Raw genomic sequence first — 18,582 nt, 5'->3', positions numbered from 1 at the left:
GCCGCGCGCGCTCCGCGCCTCGCGGCGCTCCGCGCCTCGCGGCGCTCCGCGCCTCGCCGATCTTGCAGTTTCGGTTGCCGATTCGCCCCTTGAGGGGCGGTTCGTCGGGACAGGAACTGCAAGATCGTGGGCGTGTGGGGCGGGGGTGTGGGGGCGGGGCGCGGGGGCGCGGGGGTTTGGGGGCGGGGTGGGGGTGGGTGGGGTTAGGGGTGTGGGATTCGGCGGCGGCGCTCGGCGCGCCACCACTGGTGGATCAGCACCAGGCTGGCGATCAGGCCGAGGCTGGCGGGGGCGGCGGCGTACCAGTTGACGTGGCCGGGGGAGCTGACCGCCGCGCCGAGCGCCGCGTACCCGAAGGCGGTCGGCGCGGACGCGAGCACACTGCCGGCCAGGAACGGCAGCACCCGCGCCCCGGTCGTGCCGTAGCCGTAGCTGACCAGCCCGAACCCGGCGATGGGCAGCAGTCGTACGGTGATCACACCGAGCACGCTCTGCCGGGCGAACCAGCCGTCCAGGCGGGCCAGCCGGCCACGGACCCGTTCGGCCACGAACTCCCGGCCGAGCAACCGACCGACGGTGAAGCCGATGGCCGCGGCGACCAGCGCGGCGCCCAGGGCGTACGCGGCGCCCTCCAGGGGACCGAAGATCGCCCCCGCGGCGAGCGTGATGAAGGTCCGGGGCACCAGCGCGACCAGCAGCAGCGCGCCGCCGAGGATCGCCGCCACCGGAGCGAGGTCACCCAGCCGGTCGGCCAGCAGCGGTAGCTGCTCCGGGTCCGGCCGGGGCACCAGGAGCAGCAGCAGCCCGCAGCCACCGATCAGCAGCAGGAGCAGGGCGAACCGGGCGGCCGACGGCTGCCGGAGCAACCGCCGGACGGCGTGGATCATGCCCGGGCGGCGGCCACCGCGGAGCGGCGCTCGTTGCGGAGCCGGTCCGACCAGGTGTCGTCGAGTGGTGGGAGCTGGTGCGCTCCGGTGGCCCAGCGCAGCAGCAGGTCGGCCAGGGCCGGGTTGCGGGCCAGGGCCGGGCCGTGCGAGTACGTGCCCAGGAGCTTGCCGCGCCACGCGCCCTCGGTGGCGCCGTCGTTGCCGACCCCGGCGGTGACCCGGGCCAGCGGGGAGACCTCCGGGCCGAGGTGGGTGCGGCCACCGTGGTTCTCGAAGCCGGTCAGCGGGGGCAGGCCCAGTCGTGGGTCGATCTCACCGGCCAGCTCGCCCACCGCGCGGCTCGGGCCGCGGTCGGACTGGAGGTCGAGCAGCTCCAGCCCACGGCACTGCACACCCTTCGCGAAGAAGGAGGTGCCGAGCAACTGGTAGCCGGCGCAGACGCCGAACACCACCGAACCCTGGGCGACCGCCCGGTGCAGGCCGCCGTCGGCGAGCAGCCGCTGCGCGCCCAGCGCCTGCGGCCCGTCCTCGCCGCCGCCCACCAGGTAGATGTCGGCGGTCGCGGGCAGCGGCTGGTCGGAGCGGACCTCCACCACCTCGACGGGCATCCCGCGTTGCCGGGCCCGGCGGGCGAGGATCAGGGCGTTGCCCCGGTCGCCGTAGGTGGAGAGCAGGTCGGGGTAGATCCAGACGATGCGCAGGCTCTCAGTTGACACGGTCCAACTCCGCTCGGATGTCCTGGAACGCGGTGTAGTTCGCGATGACCTCCAGCCGGCCGGGCGGGACCGACCGGACGGCGTCGTCGAACGTGCGGACGTGCTGGAACGGCACGTCGTTGACGTCCAGTCGTACCGCCAGGTCGTATGCCCGGTCACCGGTGATCAACACCTGACGGCCGCGCAGCGGCGCGAAGTCGACGTCGAAGAGCCAGGAGGTGTCCAGGCCGTCTGGGTCCCGTGCGTTGATGGAGAGCAGGGTGGGCGCCTCGTCGGCCATGTCGAACGCCTCCAGCCAACTGGCCGGGTTCTTGGCGAGCAACAGCCGGATGTTGCGCCCGTCCCTGTCGACCTGCGCGTAGCGGCCGGCCACCGAGGTGACGATGCCGAGGCGGGACACCGCGTCGACGGGGCGGACGCCGAACTCGGCGGCCACCGCCAGCGCGGTCGCGGCGTTGCCGATGTTGACCCGACCGGGCAGTTGCAGGGAGACCTTGTGCCAGGCGCCGGTGGGGTCGAGCACCCCCTCGTCCTCGACGACCCACTGCGGTTCCGGGCGGCGCAGCGGGCACCCGGTGCACCACCACTGCTCACCCGTGCGCTGGATCGTGGAGCCGCACTCCGGGCAGACCCAGGAGTCGTCGTGCCAGCGCTGGCCGGCGCTGAACCAGGTCACGTGCGGTGGGCGGATGCCCCGGGCGGGATCGCCGGGTGGGGTCGCGGCCCAGACCACCATCGGGTCGTCGGCGTTGGCCACCACCCGTACGTCGCTGTGCCGGACCAGCGCCGCGCGCCAGAGCTGCGCCATCATGGCGACCTCCTTGGCGCGGTCCAGCTGGTCGCGGGAGAGGTTCAGCAGGGCGACGACGTGTGGTTCGGTCGCCTCCAGCACCTGGGCCAGGTAGTGCTCGTCGACCTCCAGCACCGCGTACGGGGTGCTGCCGGCCTTGGCCAGCGCGGAGGTGTGCCCGGTGGGCATGTTGGCGCCGAACGAGTTGGTGGCGACCCGGCCGAGCACGCCGACGGCGGCGGAGGTCAGCCGGGTGGTGGTGGTCTTGCCGTTGGTGCCGGAGACGAGCGCGATGGCGCGCCCGGCCGACAGGTGGGCCAGCAGGTCCGGGTCGATCTTCAGGCCGATCCACCCGCCGATCACCGAACCGTCGCCACGGCCGGCCGCCCGGGAGAGCGCCGCGGCGGTCCGTGACACGGAGCTGGCCACCTTGGCCCGTAGGGGCATTTTCGCGTCCGTCACGCGAGCGAGGTTACCGGACCGCCCGCCCCACCAGATCGCCGCCGACGGCGAACCGTTCGGCCGTGGCGCTCGGGCGCGCGGCCGGGGCGGTCTCCCCCGGACGGAGTCGATCAATGTCGGAAAGCGGACCACGCCGGGTGGCCGCCGTGGCCCTCCACTCCGCTCCACCCCCTGTGACGTGCGGTTTTGCCGTCCGATTGACCGCGCCACGCGGGCGAATCTTCTTGCGGGTGGAGGGAAGTGGAGTAGAGTGGGGGCCGATGGTGAGGCCGGGAGGGCTCACCGGCCCGGGGGGTCAGCGGCGCCGCGAACGCCGCTCAGGGGCGAGGGGGTTGGGCCGATGTTTCTCGGCACCCACACTCCGCGTCTCGACGAAAAGGGCCGGTTGATCCTTCCGGCCAAGTTTCGAGATGAGCTGGCGGGGGGTGTCGTGGTCACCAAAGGGCAGGATCGCTGCCTCTACGTCTTCCCGACCCCTGAGTTCCAGCGCATCGCCGACCAGTTGCGCGCGCAGCCGATGACACACAAGGCGGCCCGGGCCTACAGCCGGGTCTTCTTCGCCAGCGCGCACGACGAGGTTCCGGACAAGCAGGGTCGGGTGACCATTCCGGCTCACCTGCGGTCGTACGCCGGGCTGGACCGCGATCTGGTGGTGATCGGCGCGAGCACGCGGGTGGAGATCTGGGACCAGGTCGCCTGGGAGACCTACCTCGCCGAGAGCGAAGACGACTTCGCCGACATCGAGGAGGGGGTGCTGCCCGGCGGTCTGTAGGGCGGAACGGCGCCCGACGTACTGCGAGATCTCCAGCCGCTTTCGAGTTCCTGGCATCCCTTCCCCGGTGCCAGGCGCACGATCCAGTCATCGGGTGCGAGTCCGGTGTCCGGCGGGAGCGGATGGGGATCTGGCGGTACGACGGCAGCGCCGTCCGACGACAGGCGCACGAAGAGAACGGACGTTTCAACCAGTGGGGGTCGACATGGGGGAGTTGCGCGGCACGCACGTGCCGGTGCTGCTCGAGCGCTGTCTCGAGCTACTGGCCCCCGCGCTGGGTCGAGGCGACCGGACGGTCTACGTCGACGCGACGCTCGGCCTGGCCGGGCACGCGGAGGCGGTGCTCGAGGCGCATCCGGGGGCGGTCCTCGTCGGGCTCGACCGCGACACCGAGGCGCTCGCGCACGCGCGGGTCCGGCTGGCCAGGTTCGCCGACCGGGTGCACCTGGAGCACGCCGTCTACGACGAGTTGCCGGACGTGCTGGACCGGCTCGGCTATCCGGGCATCGACGGGATCCTGTTCGACCTGGGTGTCTCGTCGTTGCAGTTGGACGCGCCCGACCGCGGGTTCGCGTACGCCCAGGACGCGCCGCTGGACATGCGGATGGACCAGACCCGGGGGATGACCGCCGAAGAGGTGGTCAACACGTACGCGCATCCGGACCTGGCCCGGGTGCTGCGGGTCTACGGCGAGGAGAAGTTCGCCGGTCGGATCGCCTCGGCGATCATCCGGCAGCGGGAACGGGCCCGGATCACCTCGTCGGCGCTGCTGGCGGAGCTGGTGCGGGACGCCATTCCGGCACCAGCCCGCCGAACGGGTGGGCACCCGGCAAAGAGAACGTTTCAGGCTTTACGGATCGAGGTAAACAGAGAACTCGCAGCGCTGGAGACAGCGTTGCCGTCCGCGCTCGACGCACTGACCGTGGGCGGTCGCATGGTGGTCCTGTCCTACCACTCGCTGGAGGACCGGCTCACCAAGGCGGCGCTCGCGGACCGGGTACGCAGTAAGGGCCCGGTCGACCTCCCGGTCGAGCTTCCCGGGTCCGGTCCGACGTTCCGGCTGCTCAGCCGGGGCGCCGAACTGCCCGGGGAGGCGGAGGTCGCCGCGAACCCGCGCGCCGCCTCGGTGCGGCTGCGGGCGGCGGAACGACTCGATCCGAACGCGACGGAACAGGCGCGGACCGACCGCGAACGGTCCCGCCGACGGGTGAAGGGAATGCACCAACCGGGCACGGGGTCCGCCTGATCCGTGGGGGGTCAGGGGCACCGGGACGGGCAGAGGGACGGACGTTGAGGGGGAGGGACATGAGCATTGACAAGCGCGACCGCCGGGACGTCACCGGCGGCGGGCAGCGCGCACCGCGGTCGGGGGGCCGGACCGCGGCGGAGCGGGCTCCGCGCGTCGGAAACGGTACGCCACGCATCGATCGAGTGAACAAGCAGGGGGAGACTCGCGCCCGGGGGGCGCGCGAGTTCCCCACCCAGGGCGCCGCCGCGCTGCGGCCGGTCGAGAAGGCCGGCAGCACCGGCAAGGCCCGTTCGCCTCGGCTGCGGGTGGCCCCGCCGCCGCCGGTGTCGGTGCCGCGCGCGCCGTTCGCGGCGCTGATCGTGGTGCTGGTGGTCGGTGGGGTGCTGGGCATCCTGGCGGTCAACACCAAGATCAATGAGAACGCGTTCCGGCTCGAGCGACTGCAGCAGCAGCAGGCCCGACTGGACCTGGAGAAGCAGCAACTGGACAAGCAGATCGCCGACGCCGAGGCGCCGGGCAACCTGACCGCCGAGGCGCGGCGGCTGGGGCTGGTGGACGCCGGCGAGCCCGGTTACATCCGGCTGCCCGACGGCAAGCTGCCGCTGGGCATTCCGCAGCCGGCCAGCGGTCAGCCGTCGGTGACCAGCCAGGGTGCGGGAGGCTGAGCAGTGCCACCACGGTCGGACGAGCCGCGCCGGGACCCCGCTGGGTCCCGGCGCGGTTCTTCGCGAGACGCCCGCCCCGGTGACGGGGAGTCGCGCGGCGAGCCGGGCATCGGCGGCATCTCCGGCGCCCGCGCGTACACCCCGAGAGGGCGGACCGTCCGCGACGAGCGCGGCACGGCCGCCCGCGGCGGCGGTGGCGCCGAGCAGCGGCGTACCCCACGCAGCACCCGCTCGGGCGACCCGTTCCGGCCGGCGTTGCAGGTGCTCGACGGCGGCCGGGCCGCCGCCCGGACCGGCCGGCGCGACGCCCCGGCCGCCGGGCGTGGCGGCGTGGTGCGCACCGTCACCCCGCGCACCCCGCGCAATCCGGGTCAGGACGAGCCACCGCCGCGCCGCCGGACCACCCCGCGCGCGCCGCGCCGGGGCGACCGCCCGGCGGCGCGTCGACCGTCGCGCAAGCCGCCACGTCCGCCGAAGCTCGCCGACTCGCGGCTGCGGCTGCGGCTCGGCACCGCGCTGGCCCTCACCCTGTTCGCCGTCATCGGGATCCGGCTGGTCTTCCTCCAGGCGGTGGACGCTCCGGCGTACGCCGGGGGCGGCGTCGCCGACCGCACCCGCACCGTCGAGCTGCCCGCGCCGCGCGGCGCGATCTACGACAGCACCGGCGCGCCGTTGGCCCGCAGCGTCGAGGCGCGTTACGTGTACGCCGATCCGACCGAGGTCACGGACCCGCCCGCCACCGCGAAGGCGCTCTCCCCGCTGCTCGGCATCCCGGCGTCGAAGCTGCTCGAGTTGATGAAGCCGCGCCGGCTGGAGAACGGCGTCGAGTCGACGTTCGCCTACCTGGCCCGGGGCGTGGAGATCCCCACCGCCAAGCGGGTGCAGGCGCTCGACCTCCCCGGCATCGGGGTGCACCGCGACGAGCGTCGCGACGTGCCCGGCGGCGACCTGGCGGCCAACCTGATCGGCTTCACCAGCCAGGACATGGCTGGGCTGGAAGGGCTGGAGGCCCGCTACGAGGACGTGCTCGCCGGTCAGGACGGCAAGCGGGTGTACGAGGCCGGCCTCGGTGACCTGGCGGCCCCGATCCCGGGCGGCTACAGCCGGACGACGCCGGCCAAGCCGGGCAGCTCCCTCGTGCTCACCATCAACCGGGACCTCCAGTTCCGCACCCAGCAGATTCTCAGCGCGGGCATGGCCAAGGTGCGGGGCGGCACCGGCGCGGCCGTGATCATCGAGATCCCGTCCGGCGCGGTGCTGGCCCAGGCGAGCCACCCCACCTACAACGCGGCGAAGCCGACGCCGAGCGACCCGGTCGCCCGGGAGGACGCGGCGACCAGTTTCGTCGTCGACCCGGGCTCGGTGCACAAGGCGATCACCTACGGCGCGGCGTTGCAGGAGGGCGTGATCACGCCGGACACCACGCTGCCCATCGCGAACAGCATCAAGATGGGTGACACCTGGTTCTCCGACACGCACCCGGCCAACGGCAAGCGGATGAGCGTGCCGGGAATGCTCGCCTACTCGTCGAACGTCGGCACCATCACGATCGCCGAGAAGCTCGGCCGGGACCGGCTGATCGACTACCAGAAGCGGTTCGGGCTGGGTAAGCCGACCGGTGAGGGGATGCCCGGGGAGGCCAGCGGGCGACTGCTGCCGGCCGACGAGTGGAGCGAATCGTCGCGGGGATCGGTGCCGATCGGGCACAGCGTCGACGCCACGCCGCTACAGATGGCCGCCGCGTACGCCGCCATCGCCAACAACGGCACGTACGTGCAGCCGCACCTGGTCAAAGAGGTGATCGGCCCGGACGGCAAGCGCACCCCCGGGCCGACTCCGACCACCCGGTCCGTGCTCAGCCCACAGAACGCGGCGGCCCTGCGCACCATGTTGGAGGCGGTCACCACCGTCGACGGCGCCACCGGCGTCACCGCCGCGGTCCCCGGCTACCGGGTCGCCGGCAAGACCGGCACCGGATCGCGGCTGGTCAACGGGAAGATCGAGACCGACAAGGTGTCCTCCTTCATCGGCATGGCCCCCGCCGAGAATCCCCGGTACGTGATCGCGGTCTTCGTCTACACGCCCAACGGGGGAGGCGCGGCGATCGCCAATCCGGCGTTTCGGGACATGATGCAGTTCACCCTGCGTCACTACCGGGTGCCGCCGTCCGCGAGCGGATCCGCGCCCAAGTTCACTGTCTATCCGCGCTGAGCAGGGGCGGCGGGACATCATCGGTGAGTGCCGACGAACCACCGGGGCGGCTGTGCGGCCGGAACCGGACGACCGGGTAGGGTCTGACGCCGTGCCCGGCAATCCACGTCCACGTACCGTGACCGGAGTCCGGCTCGGTGATCTCGCCGTCCGGCTCGCCGTCGACCTCCCGCTCGACGCCGCCGCGGTGACCGTCACCGGGGCCACCCACGCCAGCCAGGAGGTCCGCCCCGGCGACCTGTACGCGGCACTGCCCGGGGCCCGCCGGCACGGCGCGGAGTTCGCCGTCGGGGCCGCCGAGGCGGGTGCCGTGGCGGTGCTGACCGACCCGGCGGGCGCGGAGCTGGCGGCGGCGAGCGGTCTGCCCCTGCTGGTGGTTCCCGACCCGCGCGCGGTGCTCGGCGAGCTGGCCTCGGCCGTCTACGGCGACCCGACCGCCGACCTGACCGTGATCGGGGTGACCGGCACCGCCGGCAAGACCTCCACGGCGTACCTGGTCGAGTCGGGGCTGCGGGCCGCCGGCCACACCACCGGGCTGGTCGGGACCGTGGAGACCCGCCTCGGTGACCTGGTGATCGACAGTGTGCGCACCACCCCGGAGGCGACCGACCTGCACGCCATGCTGGCCACCGCCCGCGAGCGCGGCGTCACGGCGGTGGTCATGGAGGTCTCCAGCCACGCGCTGGCGATGGGCCGGGTGGGCGGGGTGCGGTTCGCCGTCGGCGGCTACACCAACTTCGGCTCCGACCACCTGGACTTCCACGCCGACAGCGACGACTACTTCGCCGCGAAGGCGCAGCTCTTCGACGGGCGCTGCGCGGTCGAGGTGCTCAACCACGACGACCCGGCGTTGACACCGCTGTTCAAGCCCGCCACCGTCAGCTACTCGGCGGCCGGCGACCAGGCCGCGACCTGGTGGGCCGACGGTGTCAACGGCGAGGGGTACGCCCAGCGGTTCACCGCCCACGGCCCGGACGGGCTGACCGTGCCCGCCGGGGTCGCGCTGCCCGGCCGGCACAACGTGGCGAACGCGCTGCTGGCCATCGCCATGCTGGTCGGCGCCGGGGTGGACCCGGCGACCGCGGCGGACGGCGTGGCCGCCTGCGGCGGCGTGCCGGGGCGGTTGCAGCTCGTCGACGTGTCCGCGCCGGTACGCGGGGTGGTCGACTACGCGCACAAGTCGGACGCGATAGTGGCCGCGCTGGCCGCGCTGCGTGAGCTGAGCGCCGGCCGGCTGATCTGTGTGCTCGGCGCCGGCGGGGACCGGGACCGGGGCAAACGGCCGGTGATGGGCGCCGCCGCCGCCCAGGGGGCCGACGTGGTGCTGGTGACCGACGACAACCCGCGGACCGAGGACCCGGCGGAGATCCGCGCCGAGGTGTTGGCCGGGGCGTACCGGGCGGGGACGCCCGCGCGGATCATCGAGGTGGCCGGCCGTCGCGCCGCCATCGACGAGGCGGTCCGGCTGGCCGAGCCGGGTGACGTGGTCGCGCTGCTCGGCAAGGGGCATGAGCGGGGCCAGGAGGTGGCGGGCGAGGTGTTTCCGTTCGACGACAGCATCGAGTTGGCCGACGCGCTGCGGGCCCGCTTCGGCAACCTGGCGGGTCAGCGGTGATCGCGCTGAGCCTGGCCGAGGTGGCCGAAGCGGTCGACGGGCGGCTGGTGGCCGCCGACCCGGCCAGCGCCGTCACCGGCACTGTGGAGTTCGACTCGCGCAAGGTGGGTCCCGGTTCGCTCTTCGTGGCCTTCCCCGGGGAGAAGGTCGACGGGCACGACTACGCGGCGACGGCGATCGAGGCCGGCGCGGTGGCGGTGCTCGGCAGCCGCGAGGTGCCCGGGGTGCCGATGGTGCTGGTCGACGACGCCCTGACCGCGATGGGCCGGCTGGCCCGCGCCGCGGTGGACCGGCTGCCCGGTCTGACCGTGGTCGGCATCACCGGCTCCTCCGGCAAGACCACCACCAAGGACCTGATCGGTCAGCTCACCGCCCGCCTCGGGGACACCGTGGCGCCGCCCGGGTCGTTCAACAACGAGCTGGGACACCCGTACACCGCGTTGCAGGCCGGACCGGACACCCGCTACCTGGTGCTGGAGAAGGGCGCGCGGGGGATCGGGCACGTACGGTACCTGTGCGAGGTGGTGCCGCCCCGGATCTCCGTGGTGCTCAACGTCGGCACGTCGCACATCGGCGAGTTCGGTTCGCAGGACGCGATCGCCCAGGCCAAGGGCGAGCTGGTCGAGGCGCTGCCGCCGGACGGGCTCGCCGTGCTGAACGCCGACGACCCCCGGGTGGACGCGATGGCGAGCCGTACCCGGGCCCGGGTGGTCCGGTACGGCGAGGCGCCGTCTACCGACGTGCGCGCCGAGGACGTCACGCTCGACGAGCGGGGGCGCGCGTCGTACACCCTTGTCACGCCGGAGGGACGCGCGCCGGTGCGGCTCGCGGTGACCGGCCGGCACCAGGTCGGCAACACGCTCGCCGCGGCGGCGGTCGCCCGGGAGCTGGGCATGCCGCTGGCCGAGCTGGCCGTGGCCCTCGGCGAGCTGGGGTTGGTCTCGACCCGGCGGATGGACGTCTTCGACCGCGCCGACGGGGTCACCGTCATCGACGACTCGTACAACGCCAACCCGGCCTCGATGGCGGTGGCGGTGCGGGCGTTGGCGAGCATCGGTCAGGGACGGCGTACCGTCGCGGTGCTCGGTTACATGGCCGAGCTGGGCCCGTTCGAGCACGACGGCCATGCCGAGATCGGCCGACTCGTGGCCGAGTTGGGCGTCGACCGGCTGCTCGTGGTGGGCGAGCCGGCCGCGCCGATCCACGAAGGCGCGACAGCGGTAGCGAACTGGGGAGGAGAGTCGGTGCTGCTCACCGATCAGGCGGCGGCCGTCGAGGTGCTGCGGGACGAGCTACGACCGGGTGACGTCGTACTGGTCAAGGGTTCCCGGTACCGGACCTGGGAGGTGGCCGACGCCCTGCGCGCCGACGCCGGTGCGGAGTCGGTCCGGAGCGCGAGGAGCGAGCTTGCGAGCCCCGCAGTCGCGACTGAAGGTGGCACCGAATGAGGGCGGTCATCGTCGCCATGGGGGTGGCCTTCCTCGTCTCGCTGTTCTGCACCCCCATCGCGATCAAGGTGTTCACCCGGCTCAAGGCCGGTCAGCCGATCCGTACCGACGGCCCGGCCATGCACCAGGGCAAGAAGGGCACCCCCACCATGGGTGGCGTGGTCTTCATCCTGGCCACGGTGATCGCGTACGTGGCCGGGCACCTGGCCCTGACCACCCTGCCGGACCAGCAGATCGCGCAGGTCGAGCCGACGATCACCGCGCTGGTGCTGCTGGGGCTGATGGTGTTCTCCGGCGCGGTGGGCTTCCTCGACGACTTCCTCAAGGTGCGCAAGCGCAACAGCGCCGGGCTGAACAAGCGCGGCAAGCTGCTCGGCCAGATCCTGGTCGGCGCGGTCTTCGGGGTCATCGCGCTGTGGTTCCCCAGCACGATGACCGACGCCACGGGCAACGCGACGAACACGCAGACAGTGGGCAGCACGACGCTGAGCTTCATCCGGGACATCGACGCCCTGGAGGTCAGCAAGGTCGGCGCGGTGATCATCTTCATCTTCGTGGTGATGGCCGCGACGAACGGCGTCAACCTCACCGACGGCCTGGACGGTCTCGCCACCGGCGCGTCGGTGATGGTGCTGAGCGCGTACGCGCTCATCGCCTTCTGGCAGTACCGGCACTGGTGCGCCGACCCGAGCTACACCCAGCCGTACTGCTACGAGGTGCGCGATCCGCTGGAGATCGCGCTGATCGCCGGGGCGGCGGCCGGGGCCTGTGTGGGCTTCCTGTGGTGGAACACGTCACCGGCGCGGATCTTCATGGGTGACACCGGTGCGCTGGGTCTGGGCGGACTGATCGCCGGCATGGCGATGTCCACCCGGACGATCCTGCTGCTGCCCATCATCGGCGGGCTGTTCGTGATCATCACGATGTCCGTGGTGATCCAGATCATCTCCTTCAAGACCACCGGTAAACGGGTGTTCCGGATGTCCCCGCTCCAGCACCACTTCGAGTTGGCCGGCTGGAGCGAGGTCAACATCGTGGTCCGCTTCTGGATCATCGCCGGCATCGGCGTGGCCATCGCCCTGGGCCTGTTCTACAGCGAGTTCCTCGCCAACATGGTCTGACCCGCCCCCGCCCCCGCTAGCCCACCCGCCGCGCGCCCCGCCCCGATCTCCGTCGATCTTGCACTTTCGTACGCCGGAATGTCCCGCTTCGGGGTTTTCGCCGGGACAGAAAGTGCAAGATCAGCGGGGGCCGGGGGCCGGGGGCGCGCGGGGGGCGGGGGCGGCGACACGCCGGGGGTGGTGTTCTGGGGTGCTCGCGCGTGTTCAACGGTGATGATGTGGGTGTGGGGGAGGAACTCGGCACCGACGACAGGGCAGCCGGTCGACAGCGACGGTCACCGGGCGCGGCGCGCACCGTCGAGGCGACCGCGCCACCGGACGGCGTACGCGGGCCGGAGCCCGGCGGGGCGGCCCGGGAGAGCGCGCCGGCGCCGCTGCGCGGGTTCGACGCGGCCAGCGGGCTCACCGCGCTGCGGGGCCTGCTGGACCGACCGCTGGCCAGCTACTACCTGCTGTTGTCCAGCGCCGGCCTGCTGCTGCTGATCGGGCTGACGATGGTCTTCTCCGCGACCAGCGTGAAGGACTACGCCGAGGACGGCAACGCCTCCGCGTCGGTGACCAAGCAGGCGATCTTCGCGGTGATCGGCATCGGGGCGTTCTGGGTCTGCCAGCGCCTGCCCGCCAGCACCTACCGCTCGCTGGGCCGGCCGCTGCTGTTCACCGCGATCGCCCTGCTGTTGGTGCTCAACCTGCTGCTGGCGTACGCCCGGCTCACCGACCAGGAGTCCGCCCGGGTCGGCCCGGTCGAGGCGCGGCTGCTCTGGCTGTTCATCGGCGGGATCCAGGTGCAGCCGTCCGAGCTGGCCAAGTTCGCGCTGGTGCTCTGGGGCGCGCACCTGATCGCCCGCAAGGGCGCCATGCTGGGCTGGTGGCGGGAGCTGGCCACCCCGCTCTTCCCGGTGATGGGTCTGCTGTTCGTCCTGGTCGGCTACAACGACGTGGGCACCATGCTCTGCCTGCTGGCGCTCGTGGTCGGTCTGCTCTGGGCGGCCGGCGTGCGGATGCGGGTGTTCGGCGCGCTGACGGTGCTCGGGCTGCTCGGCGTCGGTCTGCTCGTCGCGGTGGCCTCGCTCGGCGCCGGCTCCGGCGAGCGCGGCGCGGACAACTACCGGCTGGCCCGGCTGACCCTGTTCCTCAATCCGCCGCCACCGGAGGAGTGCGGCGACCCCTGCTACCAGTTCCACCAGGGCCGACTGGCCATCGAGCACGGCGGCTGGTTCGGTGTCGGGCTGGGCAAGGGCAGCCTGAAGTGGGACTGGCTGCCCGAGGCGCACAACGACTTCATCTTCGCCGTCATCGCCGAGGAGTTGGGCGTGATCGGCTGCGCGGTGGTGCTCAGCCTGTTCGCCGTGCTCGCGTACACCGGTCTGCGGATCGCCCGGCGGGTCGACGACCCGTTCCGGCGGCTCGCCGCCGCCGCGGTGACCACCTGGCTGGTCAGCCAGGCCGTGATCAACATCGGTGGGGTGGTCGGCCTGCTGCCGATCACCGGTCTGCCGCTGCCGTTCATCTCCGACGGCGGAAGCGCCCTGGTGGTGACGTTGGCCGGCATCGGCATGCTGGCCTCCTTCGCCCGCGCCGAACCCGATGCGGCCAGAGCGCTGCATGCCCGTCCGCCGGCCCGGTGGGTCCGACTACTCTGGGCCCCGTTGCCGCCGCTTCCCGGCCGGCGTCGCCGCCCGGCGACTCCGCCGGGTGACCGAGGGTCAGTGCCCCGGTCCCGCGAGCGGCGCCACGACGACCAGGCCGCGCCGCGCGGGGTCCGACAGGACCGCGACCGCAGGGGTACGGCGAGCGAGAGGAGACGCTGATGGGTCCGCTGCGTTCGGTGGTGCTCGCGGGAGGGGGCACCGGGGGGCACGTCTACCCGCTGCTCGCCTTCGCCGACTGCCTGCGCCGACACGACCCGGGCGTCCGGATCACCTGCCTCGGCACACCCCGGGGCATGGAGAACGACCTGATCCCGCCGCACGGCTACGACCTGCGACAGATCCCGGCGTACCAGCTCCCCCGCTCGGTGAACATGAACCTGGTCCGTACCCCGGGCCGGATGTGGACCGCGGCGCGCGCCGCGGGCAAGGTGATCGACGAGGTGCGGGCCGACGCGGTGGTCGGCTTCGGCGGGTACGTCTCGGTGCCGGCCTACCTGGCCGCGTGGCGCCGGGAGCTGCCGATGGTGATCCACGAGGTGAACGTGCCGCCGGGGGTGGCCAACCGGTTGGGCATGAAGTTCACCAAGAACGTCGCGGTGGGCTTCCCGCACCAGCCGAGCCAGGCCGAGTCGCTGCGCGACGCCACGGTGGTCGGGGTGCCGCTGCGGCGCAGCATCACCAGCCTGGACCGGTACGCGCTGCGCAACGCCGCCCGCGCCCACTTCGGGCTCCGCCCGGACCTGCCGGTGCTCTTCGTCTCCGGCGGCTCCTCCGGCGCCCGGACGATCAACCTGGCGGTCTCCGGGGCGGCCAAGGAGCTGGCCCGCAACGGCGTGCAGGTGCTGCACGTGATGGGCGCCCGCAACGAGCCGGTGCCGATCCCCTCCGACCTGCCGGTGCCGTACGTGACGCTGCCGTACCTGTCGGAGATGGAGCTGGGCTACGCGGCCGCCGACCTGATGCTCGCCCGGGGCGGGGCGATGACCGTCGCCGAGGTGGCCGCGATCGGGCAGCCGACGATCTTCGTGCCGTACCCGCACAGCAACCAGGAGCAGCGGCGCAACGCGTTGCCGGTGGTGGAGGCCGGCGGCGGTCTGCTGGTCGACGACGCGGAGCTGACCCCGGACTGGCTGGAGCGCACCGTCATCCCGCTCATCCGCGACCCCCAGCGGCTGTACGCGATGGGCGCCGCCGCCGCGGCGTACGGCCGGCGCGACGGTGACGAGGCGCTGCGCTCCTTCGTGATGGCGGCGGTGGCCCGATGACCGCGCAGTTCACCCCGGCCGGCACCCTCACCGCCGAGGACCTGGGCGCCGTGCACCTGATCGGCGTCGGTGGGGTGGGCATGCTCGGCGTGGCCCGGCTGCTGCTCACCCGGGGCATCCGGGTCTCCGGCAGCGACCTGCGGGAGTGGCCCTCGCTGGCCGGGCTGCGGGCGCTGGGCGGCACCATCTACCTCAGCCACGAGGCGACGAACCTCGACGGGGTGGACACCGTCGTCTACTCCTCGGCCATCCCGGCGGACCACCTGGAGCTGGTCGAGGCGCGTCGGCGCGGCCTGCGGGTGCTGCACCGCTCCGAGGCCCTCGCGGCGGCGATGACCGGCCGGCGGGCGATCGCGGTGGCCGGCACGCACGGCAAGACCACCACCACCTCGATGGTGACGATGGTGCTCCAGCAGGCCGGTGTGGACCCGTCGTTCGTGATCGGCGGGGAGATCTCCGAGGTCGGCTCGGGGGCCCACCACGGCACGGGTGAGCACTTCGTGGTCGAGGCGGACGAGAGCGACCGCTCGTTCCTCATCTACCGCCCGTACGTCTCGATCATCACGAACGTCGAGGCGGACCACCTCAACACCTACGGCGACTACGCGACGCTGGAGGCGGCGTTCGTGGAGTTCGCCCGCCTCACCGACCCGGACGGTTTCATCATCACCTGCGCCGACGACCCGGGCGGTCGGCGGCTGGCCGAGAGCCTGCGGTCCGAGGGGCGGCGGGTGTTCACCTACGGCGAGGCCGTCGACGCCGACCTGCGGTTGACCGAGATCGTCTCCTCCGCCCGGGGGGTGCGCTACCTGGCCGCGATCGACGGCCGGTCGCTGGGCGAGTTCCGGCTGCCGGTGCCGGGGCGGCACATGGGGCTCAACAGCGCGTCCGCCGTGCTGGCCGCGTACCTCCTGGAGCTGCCGCTGGAGGCGGCGGAGGCCGCGCTGGCGGTCTTCCCCGGCGTGCGACGGCGCTTCGAGCGCAAGGGCGTCGCGGACGGCGTGCTGGTCTACGACGAGTACGCCTACCACCCGACCTCCATCACCCTGGCGTTGCAGACGTTGCGTGAGGTGGCCGGCGACGGTCGGCTGATCGTGGTCTTCCAGCCCTACCGGCTCTACCGCACCCGGGACAACCAGGCGGAGATCGCCGAAGGGCTGGCCATCGCCGACGAGCTGGTGCTCCTGGAGGTCTTCGGGCCGGGTGAGTTGCGCCAGCCCGGTGAGGGCTCGGCGGCCCTGATCGCGGCGGTGCCGCTGCCCGACGAGCGCAAGGTCTTCGTCGACTCGTGGGAGGCCGCGCCGGTCGAGGTGGCCCGTCGGGCCCGCCCCGGGGACGTGGTGGTCACCATGGGCGCGCCGCCGATCTCGCTGATGGGTGACGAACTGCTGGCCGCACTGGGCGCGCGGGCGGCCGGTGCGACGCCGACCGCCACAGTGGACCCGGTGGCGACCACCCCGGCGGTCGGCGAACCGGTGCCGGGCGGGGCCACGGCCGGCGGCGACGGCGCGGCTCTCGGTCGTACCACCGCACCCGGCGGCTCGGCGCCCACGGCCGGATGAGTCAGGGCCCGACCCGGGGGCGCGGCCCCGCCGCCGACAGCGGCGCGACGCGTCGGGGTCCGGCCCGGCGGTGGCAGCTGGTCCGGGCCGGCAGCGACGCGGTGCCGCCCTCGACCCGCCGGTTCATGGCCCGCGCCCGGCAGCGTCGGATGCGTGCGGCGCTGCCCTGGGCGGTGGCCGCCGGCGTGCTCGCGGTGGCCGGGCTGGTCGCCTGGACGGTGCTGGGCACCGGGCTGTTCGGCGTCCGGGAGGTGCGCGTGGAGGGCGCCGACCTGGTCACTCCGGTGCAGGTGCACGACGCGGTCGGTGTACCGGACGGGGTGCCGCTGGCCCAGGTGGACCTGGCCGCCGCCGCCCGTCGGGTCGGTGCGCTACCGGCGGTCGAGCGGGCGACGGTGTCCCGGGACTGGCCCGGCACGCTCGTGGTGCGGGTCACCGAGCGGACCCCGGTGGCGGTGGTGCCGCAGGGGGAGGCGTTCGCCCTGATCGACCGCAGCGGGACGGCGTTCCGCACCGTGGACCAGCGCCCCGCCGGCCTGCCGCAGGTGACTGTGGCGCGCCCGGCCGCCGACGACCCGGGCACCCGGGCCGCGCTGGAGGTGCTCGGCGCGCTGACGCCGGAGCTGCGCGCGGAGCTGGTGGACGTGCACGTGGAGGGGCTGGCCCGGATCAGCCTGCGGTTGCGGGGGGACCGGACGGTGGTCTGGGGGGACGCGAGCCGGGGTACGGACAAGGCCCGGGTGGCGACCGCGCTGCTCGACGAGAAGCCCGATCGGATCGACGTGAGCGCGCCGGACGTGGTGACCTTCCGTTGACCCGGAACGTGAACCGTCGCGCTCCGCTCGGCGACACGCCGCTCGGGTCCTTGGCTCATCGGGCGGTGGCGCTTACGTTGCCCCGAAGAGCATCAGTGGTTGACATAACTGTAAGCCTCTAGTAGAGGGTGAGGGTTCACCCCTGATCCCCGCCGGTGGCAGCTGTCGTCGGCCACTGGGCTGGCCACGCCGTACCCGGTCGGCCGAAGCCAATCTCGAAGGAAAGGACCGGAGATGACACCTCCGCACAACTACCTGGCGGTCATCAAGGTCGTCGGCATCGGAGGTGGCGGCGTCAACGCCGTCAACCGGATGATCGAGGTTGGGCTCAAGGGCGTCGAGTTCATCGCGATCAACACCGATGCGCAGGCGCTGCTGATGAGTGACGCCGACGTCAAGCTCGACGTCGGCCGGGAGCTGACCCGTGGCCTGGGGGCCGGCGCCAACCCGGATGTCGGCAAGAACGCCGCCGAAGACCACCGCGACGAGATCGAGGAGGTGCTCAAGGGCGCCGACATGGTCTTCGTGACCTGCGGTGAGGGCGGCGGCACCGGCACCGGTGGCGCGCCGGTGGTGGCCAACATCGCCCGGAAGCTCGGCGCGCTGACCATCGGTGTGGTGACCCGGCCGTTCTCGTTCGAGGGCAAGCGCCGGCAGGTGCAGGCCGAGTCGGGAATAGACGAACTCCGCAACCAGTGCGACACCCTCATCGTGATCCCGAACGACCGGCTGCTGGCCCTGGGCGACCGCAACATCAGCATGATGGACGCGTTCCGCACCGCCGACCAGGTGCTGCTCTCCGGTGTGCAGGGCATCACCGACCTGATCACCACCCCGGGTCTGATCAACCTGGACTTCGCCGACGTCAAGAGCGTGATGAGCGGCGCCGGCAGCGCGTTGATGGGCATCGGCAGCGCCCGGGGCGAGAACCGCGCCGTCGAGGCGGCCGAGGCGGCCATCTCCAGCCCGCTGCTGGAGCAGAGCATGGACGGCGCGCGTGGCGTGCTGCTCTCCATCGCCGGTGGCTCCGACCTGGGCCTGTTCGAGATCAACGACGCCGCGCAGCTGGTCACCGACGCGGCCCACCCGGACGCGAACATCATCTTCGGAGCGGTCATCGACGACGCGCTCGGTGACGAGGTGCGGGTGACCGTCATCGCGGCGGGCTTCGACGGCGGCACGCCCGCCTACAAGGCGGCCGAGCCGACCCGCAAGACCAACACCAACCAGCCCGCGCCGCAGAGCACCCCGGTGCCGCCGCCGGTGACCAACCCGGCTCCGGCCCAGTCACCCCGTCGGGTGCTCTTCGACGACGTGGACGTTCCCGACTTCCTCAAGAACGGGTCCTGAGC

At 73.0% G+C, this 18,582-nt stretch carries 14 protein-coding genes and 1 pseudogene; 12 read left to right on the top strand and 3 right to left on the bottom strand.

Annotation, left to right across the window (positions count from 1 at the left end; genetic code table 11):
• Positions 1 to 203 precede the first annotated feature (203 nt).
• From O7634_RS00925 to O7634_RS00915, 3 genes are read right to left on the bottom strand one after another with little or no spacing between them, the layout of a single operon-like run.
• Positions 204 to 887 carry a VTT domain-containing protein gene (locus O7634_RS00925; RefSeq protein ID WP_278148277.1) on the bottom strand — a complete coding sequence of 228 codons (684 nt, stop codon included), beginning with the start codon at positions 885 to 887 and terminating at the stop codon, positions 204 to 206.
• Complete coding sequence (locus O7634_RS00920) at positions 884 to 1,603, bottom strand: glutamine amidotransferase (RefSeq protein ID WP_278148276.1); 720 nt, start codon at positions 1,601 to 1,603, stop codon at positions 884 to 886. The genes O7634_RS00925 and O7634_RS00920 overlap by 4 nt, the downstream gene beginning before the upstream one ends.
• Positions 1,593 to 2,840 (bottom strand): MurT ligase domain-containing protein, encoded by a 1,248-nt coding sequence (locus O7634_RS00915; protein ID WP_278153820.1) that lies wholly within the window; start codon positions 2,838 to 2,840, stop codon positions 1,593 to 1,595. The genes O7634_RS00920 and O7634_RS00915 overlap by 11 nt, the downstream gene beginning before the upstream one ends.
• Positions 2,841 to 3,195: 355 nt before the next feature.
• Here O7634_RS00915 and mraZ point away from each other — a divergent pair, with 355 nt between their 5' ends.
• From mraZ to ftsZ, 12 genes and pseudogenes are all read left to right on the top strand, one after another.
• Positions 3,196 to 3,627, top strand: a complete 432-nt coding sequence (gene mraZ / locus O7634_RS00910; RefSeq protein ID WP_278148275.1) for a division/cell wall cluster transcriptional repressor MraZ — start codon at positions 3,196 to 3,198, stop codon at positions 3,625 to 3,627.
• A gap of 205 nt (positions 3,628 to 3,832) precedes the next feature.
• A pseudogene (gene rsmH / locus O7634_RS00905) lies at positions 3,833 to 4,943 on the top strand (16S rRNA (cytosine(1402)-N(4))-methyltransferase RsmH).
• The gene (locus O7634_RS00900) at positions 4,933 to 5,541 is read left to right on the top strand and encodes a hypothetical protein (protein WP_278148274.1); all 609 of its coding nucleotides are present in this window, start codon (positions 4,933 to 4,935) and stop codon (positions 5,539 to 5,541) included. Before rsmH ends, O7634_RS00900 begins: the two are co-directional and overlap by 11 nt.
• A gap of 3 nt (positions 5,542 to 5,544) precedes the next feature.
• Positions 5,545 to 7,752 (top strand): penicillin-binding protein 2, encoded by a 2,208-nt coding sequence (locus O7634_RS00895; RefSeq protein ID WP_278148273.1) that lies wholly within the window; start codon positions 5,545 to 5,547, stop codon positions 7,750 to 7,752.
• Between the two features lie 52 nt (positions 7,753 to 7,804).
• Complete coding sequence (locus O7634_RS00890; RefSeq protein WP_278148272.1) at positions 7,805 to 9,367, top strand: UDP-N-acetylmuramoyl-L-alanyl-D-glutamate--2,6-diaminopimelate ligase; 1,563 nt, start codon at positions 7,805 to 7,807, stop codon at positions 9,365 to 9,367.
• Positions 9,364 to 10,815: a UDP-N-acetylmuramoyl-tripeptide--D-alanyl-D-alanine ligase gene (gene murF, locus O7634_RS00885; protein WP_278148271.1), complete on the top strand. Its 1,452-nt coding sequence runs from the start codon at positions 9,364 to 9,366 to the stop codon at positions 10,813 to 10,815. Before O7634_RS00890 ends, murF begins: the two co-directional genes overlap by 4 nt.
• The gene (mraY, locus tag O7634_RS00880; RefSeq protein WP_278148270.1) at positions 10,812 to 11,936 is read left to right on the top strand and encodes a phospho-N-acetylmuramoyl-pentapeptide-transferase; all 1,125 of its coding nucleotides are present in this window, start codon (positions 10,812 to 10,814) and stop codon (positions 11,934 to 11,936) included. Before murF ends, mraY begins: the two co-directional genes overlap by 4 nt.
• Positions 11,937 to 12,310: 374 nt before the next feature.
• A complete protein-coding gene (locus O7634_RS00875) occupies positions 12,311 to 13,747 on the top strand; it encodes a putative peptidoglycan glycosyltransferase FtsW (protein ID WP_278153819.1) in 1,437 nt (478 codons plus the stop codon).
• Complete coding sequence (gene murG / locus O7634_RS00870) at positions 13,747 to 14,853, top strand: undecaprenyldiphospho-muramoylpentapeptide beta-N-acetylglucosaminyltransferase (RefSeq protein ID WP_278148268.1); 1,107 nt, start codon at positions 13,747 to 13,749, stop codon at positions 14,851 to 14,853. The genes O7634_RS00875 and murG overlap by 1 nt, the downstream gene beginning before the upstream one ends.
• Positions 14,850 to 16,415 carry a UDP-N-acetylmuramate--L-alanine ligase gene (gene murC / locus O7634_RS00865; protein ID WP_278148267.1) on the top strand — a complete coding sequence of 522 codons (1,566 nt, stop codon included), beginning with the start codon at positions 14,850 to 14,852 and terminating at the stop codon, positions 16,413 to 16,415. The genes murG and murC overlap by 4 nt, the downstream gene beginning before the upstream one ends.
• Positions 16,412 to 17,230 (top strand): FtsQ-type POTRA domain-containing protein, encoded by an 819-nt coding sequence (locus tag O7634_RS00860; RefSeq protein WP_278148266.1) that lies wholly within the window; start codon positions 16,412 to 16,414, stop codon positions 17,228 to 17,230. The genes murC and O7634_RS00860 overlap by 4 nt, the downstream gene beginning before the upstream one ends.
• Before the next feature lie 234 nt (positions 17,231 to 17,464).
• Entirely contained in the window at positions 17,465 to 18,580 is a 1,116-nt protein-coding gene (gene ftsZ / locus O7634_RS00855; RefSeq protein WP_278148265.1) for a cell division protein FtsZ, read from the top strand.
• Positions 18,581 to 18,582 lie beyond the last annotated feature (2 nt).

Source organism: Micromonospora sp. WMMD1120 (genome assembly GCF_029626235.1).
Classification (GTDB): domain Bacteria; phylum Actinomycetota; class Actinomycetes; order Mycobacteriales; family Micromonosporaceae; genus Micromonospora.
The sequence above is the reverse complement of the archived record's forward strand: the minus strand, read 5'-3'. Positions and strand labels throughout refer to the sequence as shown.

Excerpts from the sequence above, each read along its gene's own strand:
- murG (WP_278148268.1), top strand. The coding sequence starts at position 13,747 with ATGGGTCCGCTGCGTTCGGTGGTGCTCGCGGGAGGGGGCACCGGGGGG.
- O7634_RS00900 (WP_278148274.1), top strand. The coding sequence starts at position 4,933 with ATGAGCATTGACAAGCGCGACCGCCGGGACGTCACCGGCGGCGGGCAG.
- mraY (WP_278148270.1), top strand. The coding sequence starts at position 10,812 with ATGAGGGCGGTCATCGTCGCCATGGGGGTGGCCTTCCTCGTCTCGCTG.
- O7634_RS00915 (WP_278153820.1), bottom strand. The coding sequence starts at position 2,840 with ATGCCCCTACGGGCCAAGGTGGCCAGCTCCGTGTCACGGACCGCCGCG.
- murC (WP_278148267.1), top strand. The coding sequence starts at position 14,850 with ATGACCGCGCAGTTCACCCCGGCCGGCACCCTCACCGCCGAGGACCTG.
- O7634_RS00925 (WP_278148277.1), bottom strand. The coding sequence starts at position 887 with ATGATCCACGCCGTCCGGCGGTTGCTCCGGCAGCCGTCGGCCGCCCGG.
- ftsZ (WP_278148265.1), top strand. The coding sequence starts at position 17,465 with ATGACACCTCCGCACAACTACCTGGCGGTCATCAAGGTCGTCGGCATC.
- mraZ (WP_278148275.1), top strand. The coding sequence starts at position 3,196 with ATGTTTCTCGGCACCCACACTCCGCGTCTCGACGAAAAGGGCCGGTTG.
- O7634_RS00860 (WP_278148266.1), top strand. The coding sequence starts at position 16,412 with ATGAGTCAGGGCCCGACCCGGGGGCGCGGCCCCGCCGCCGACAGCGGC.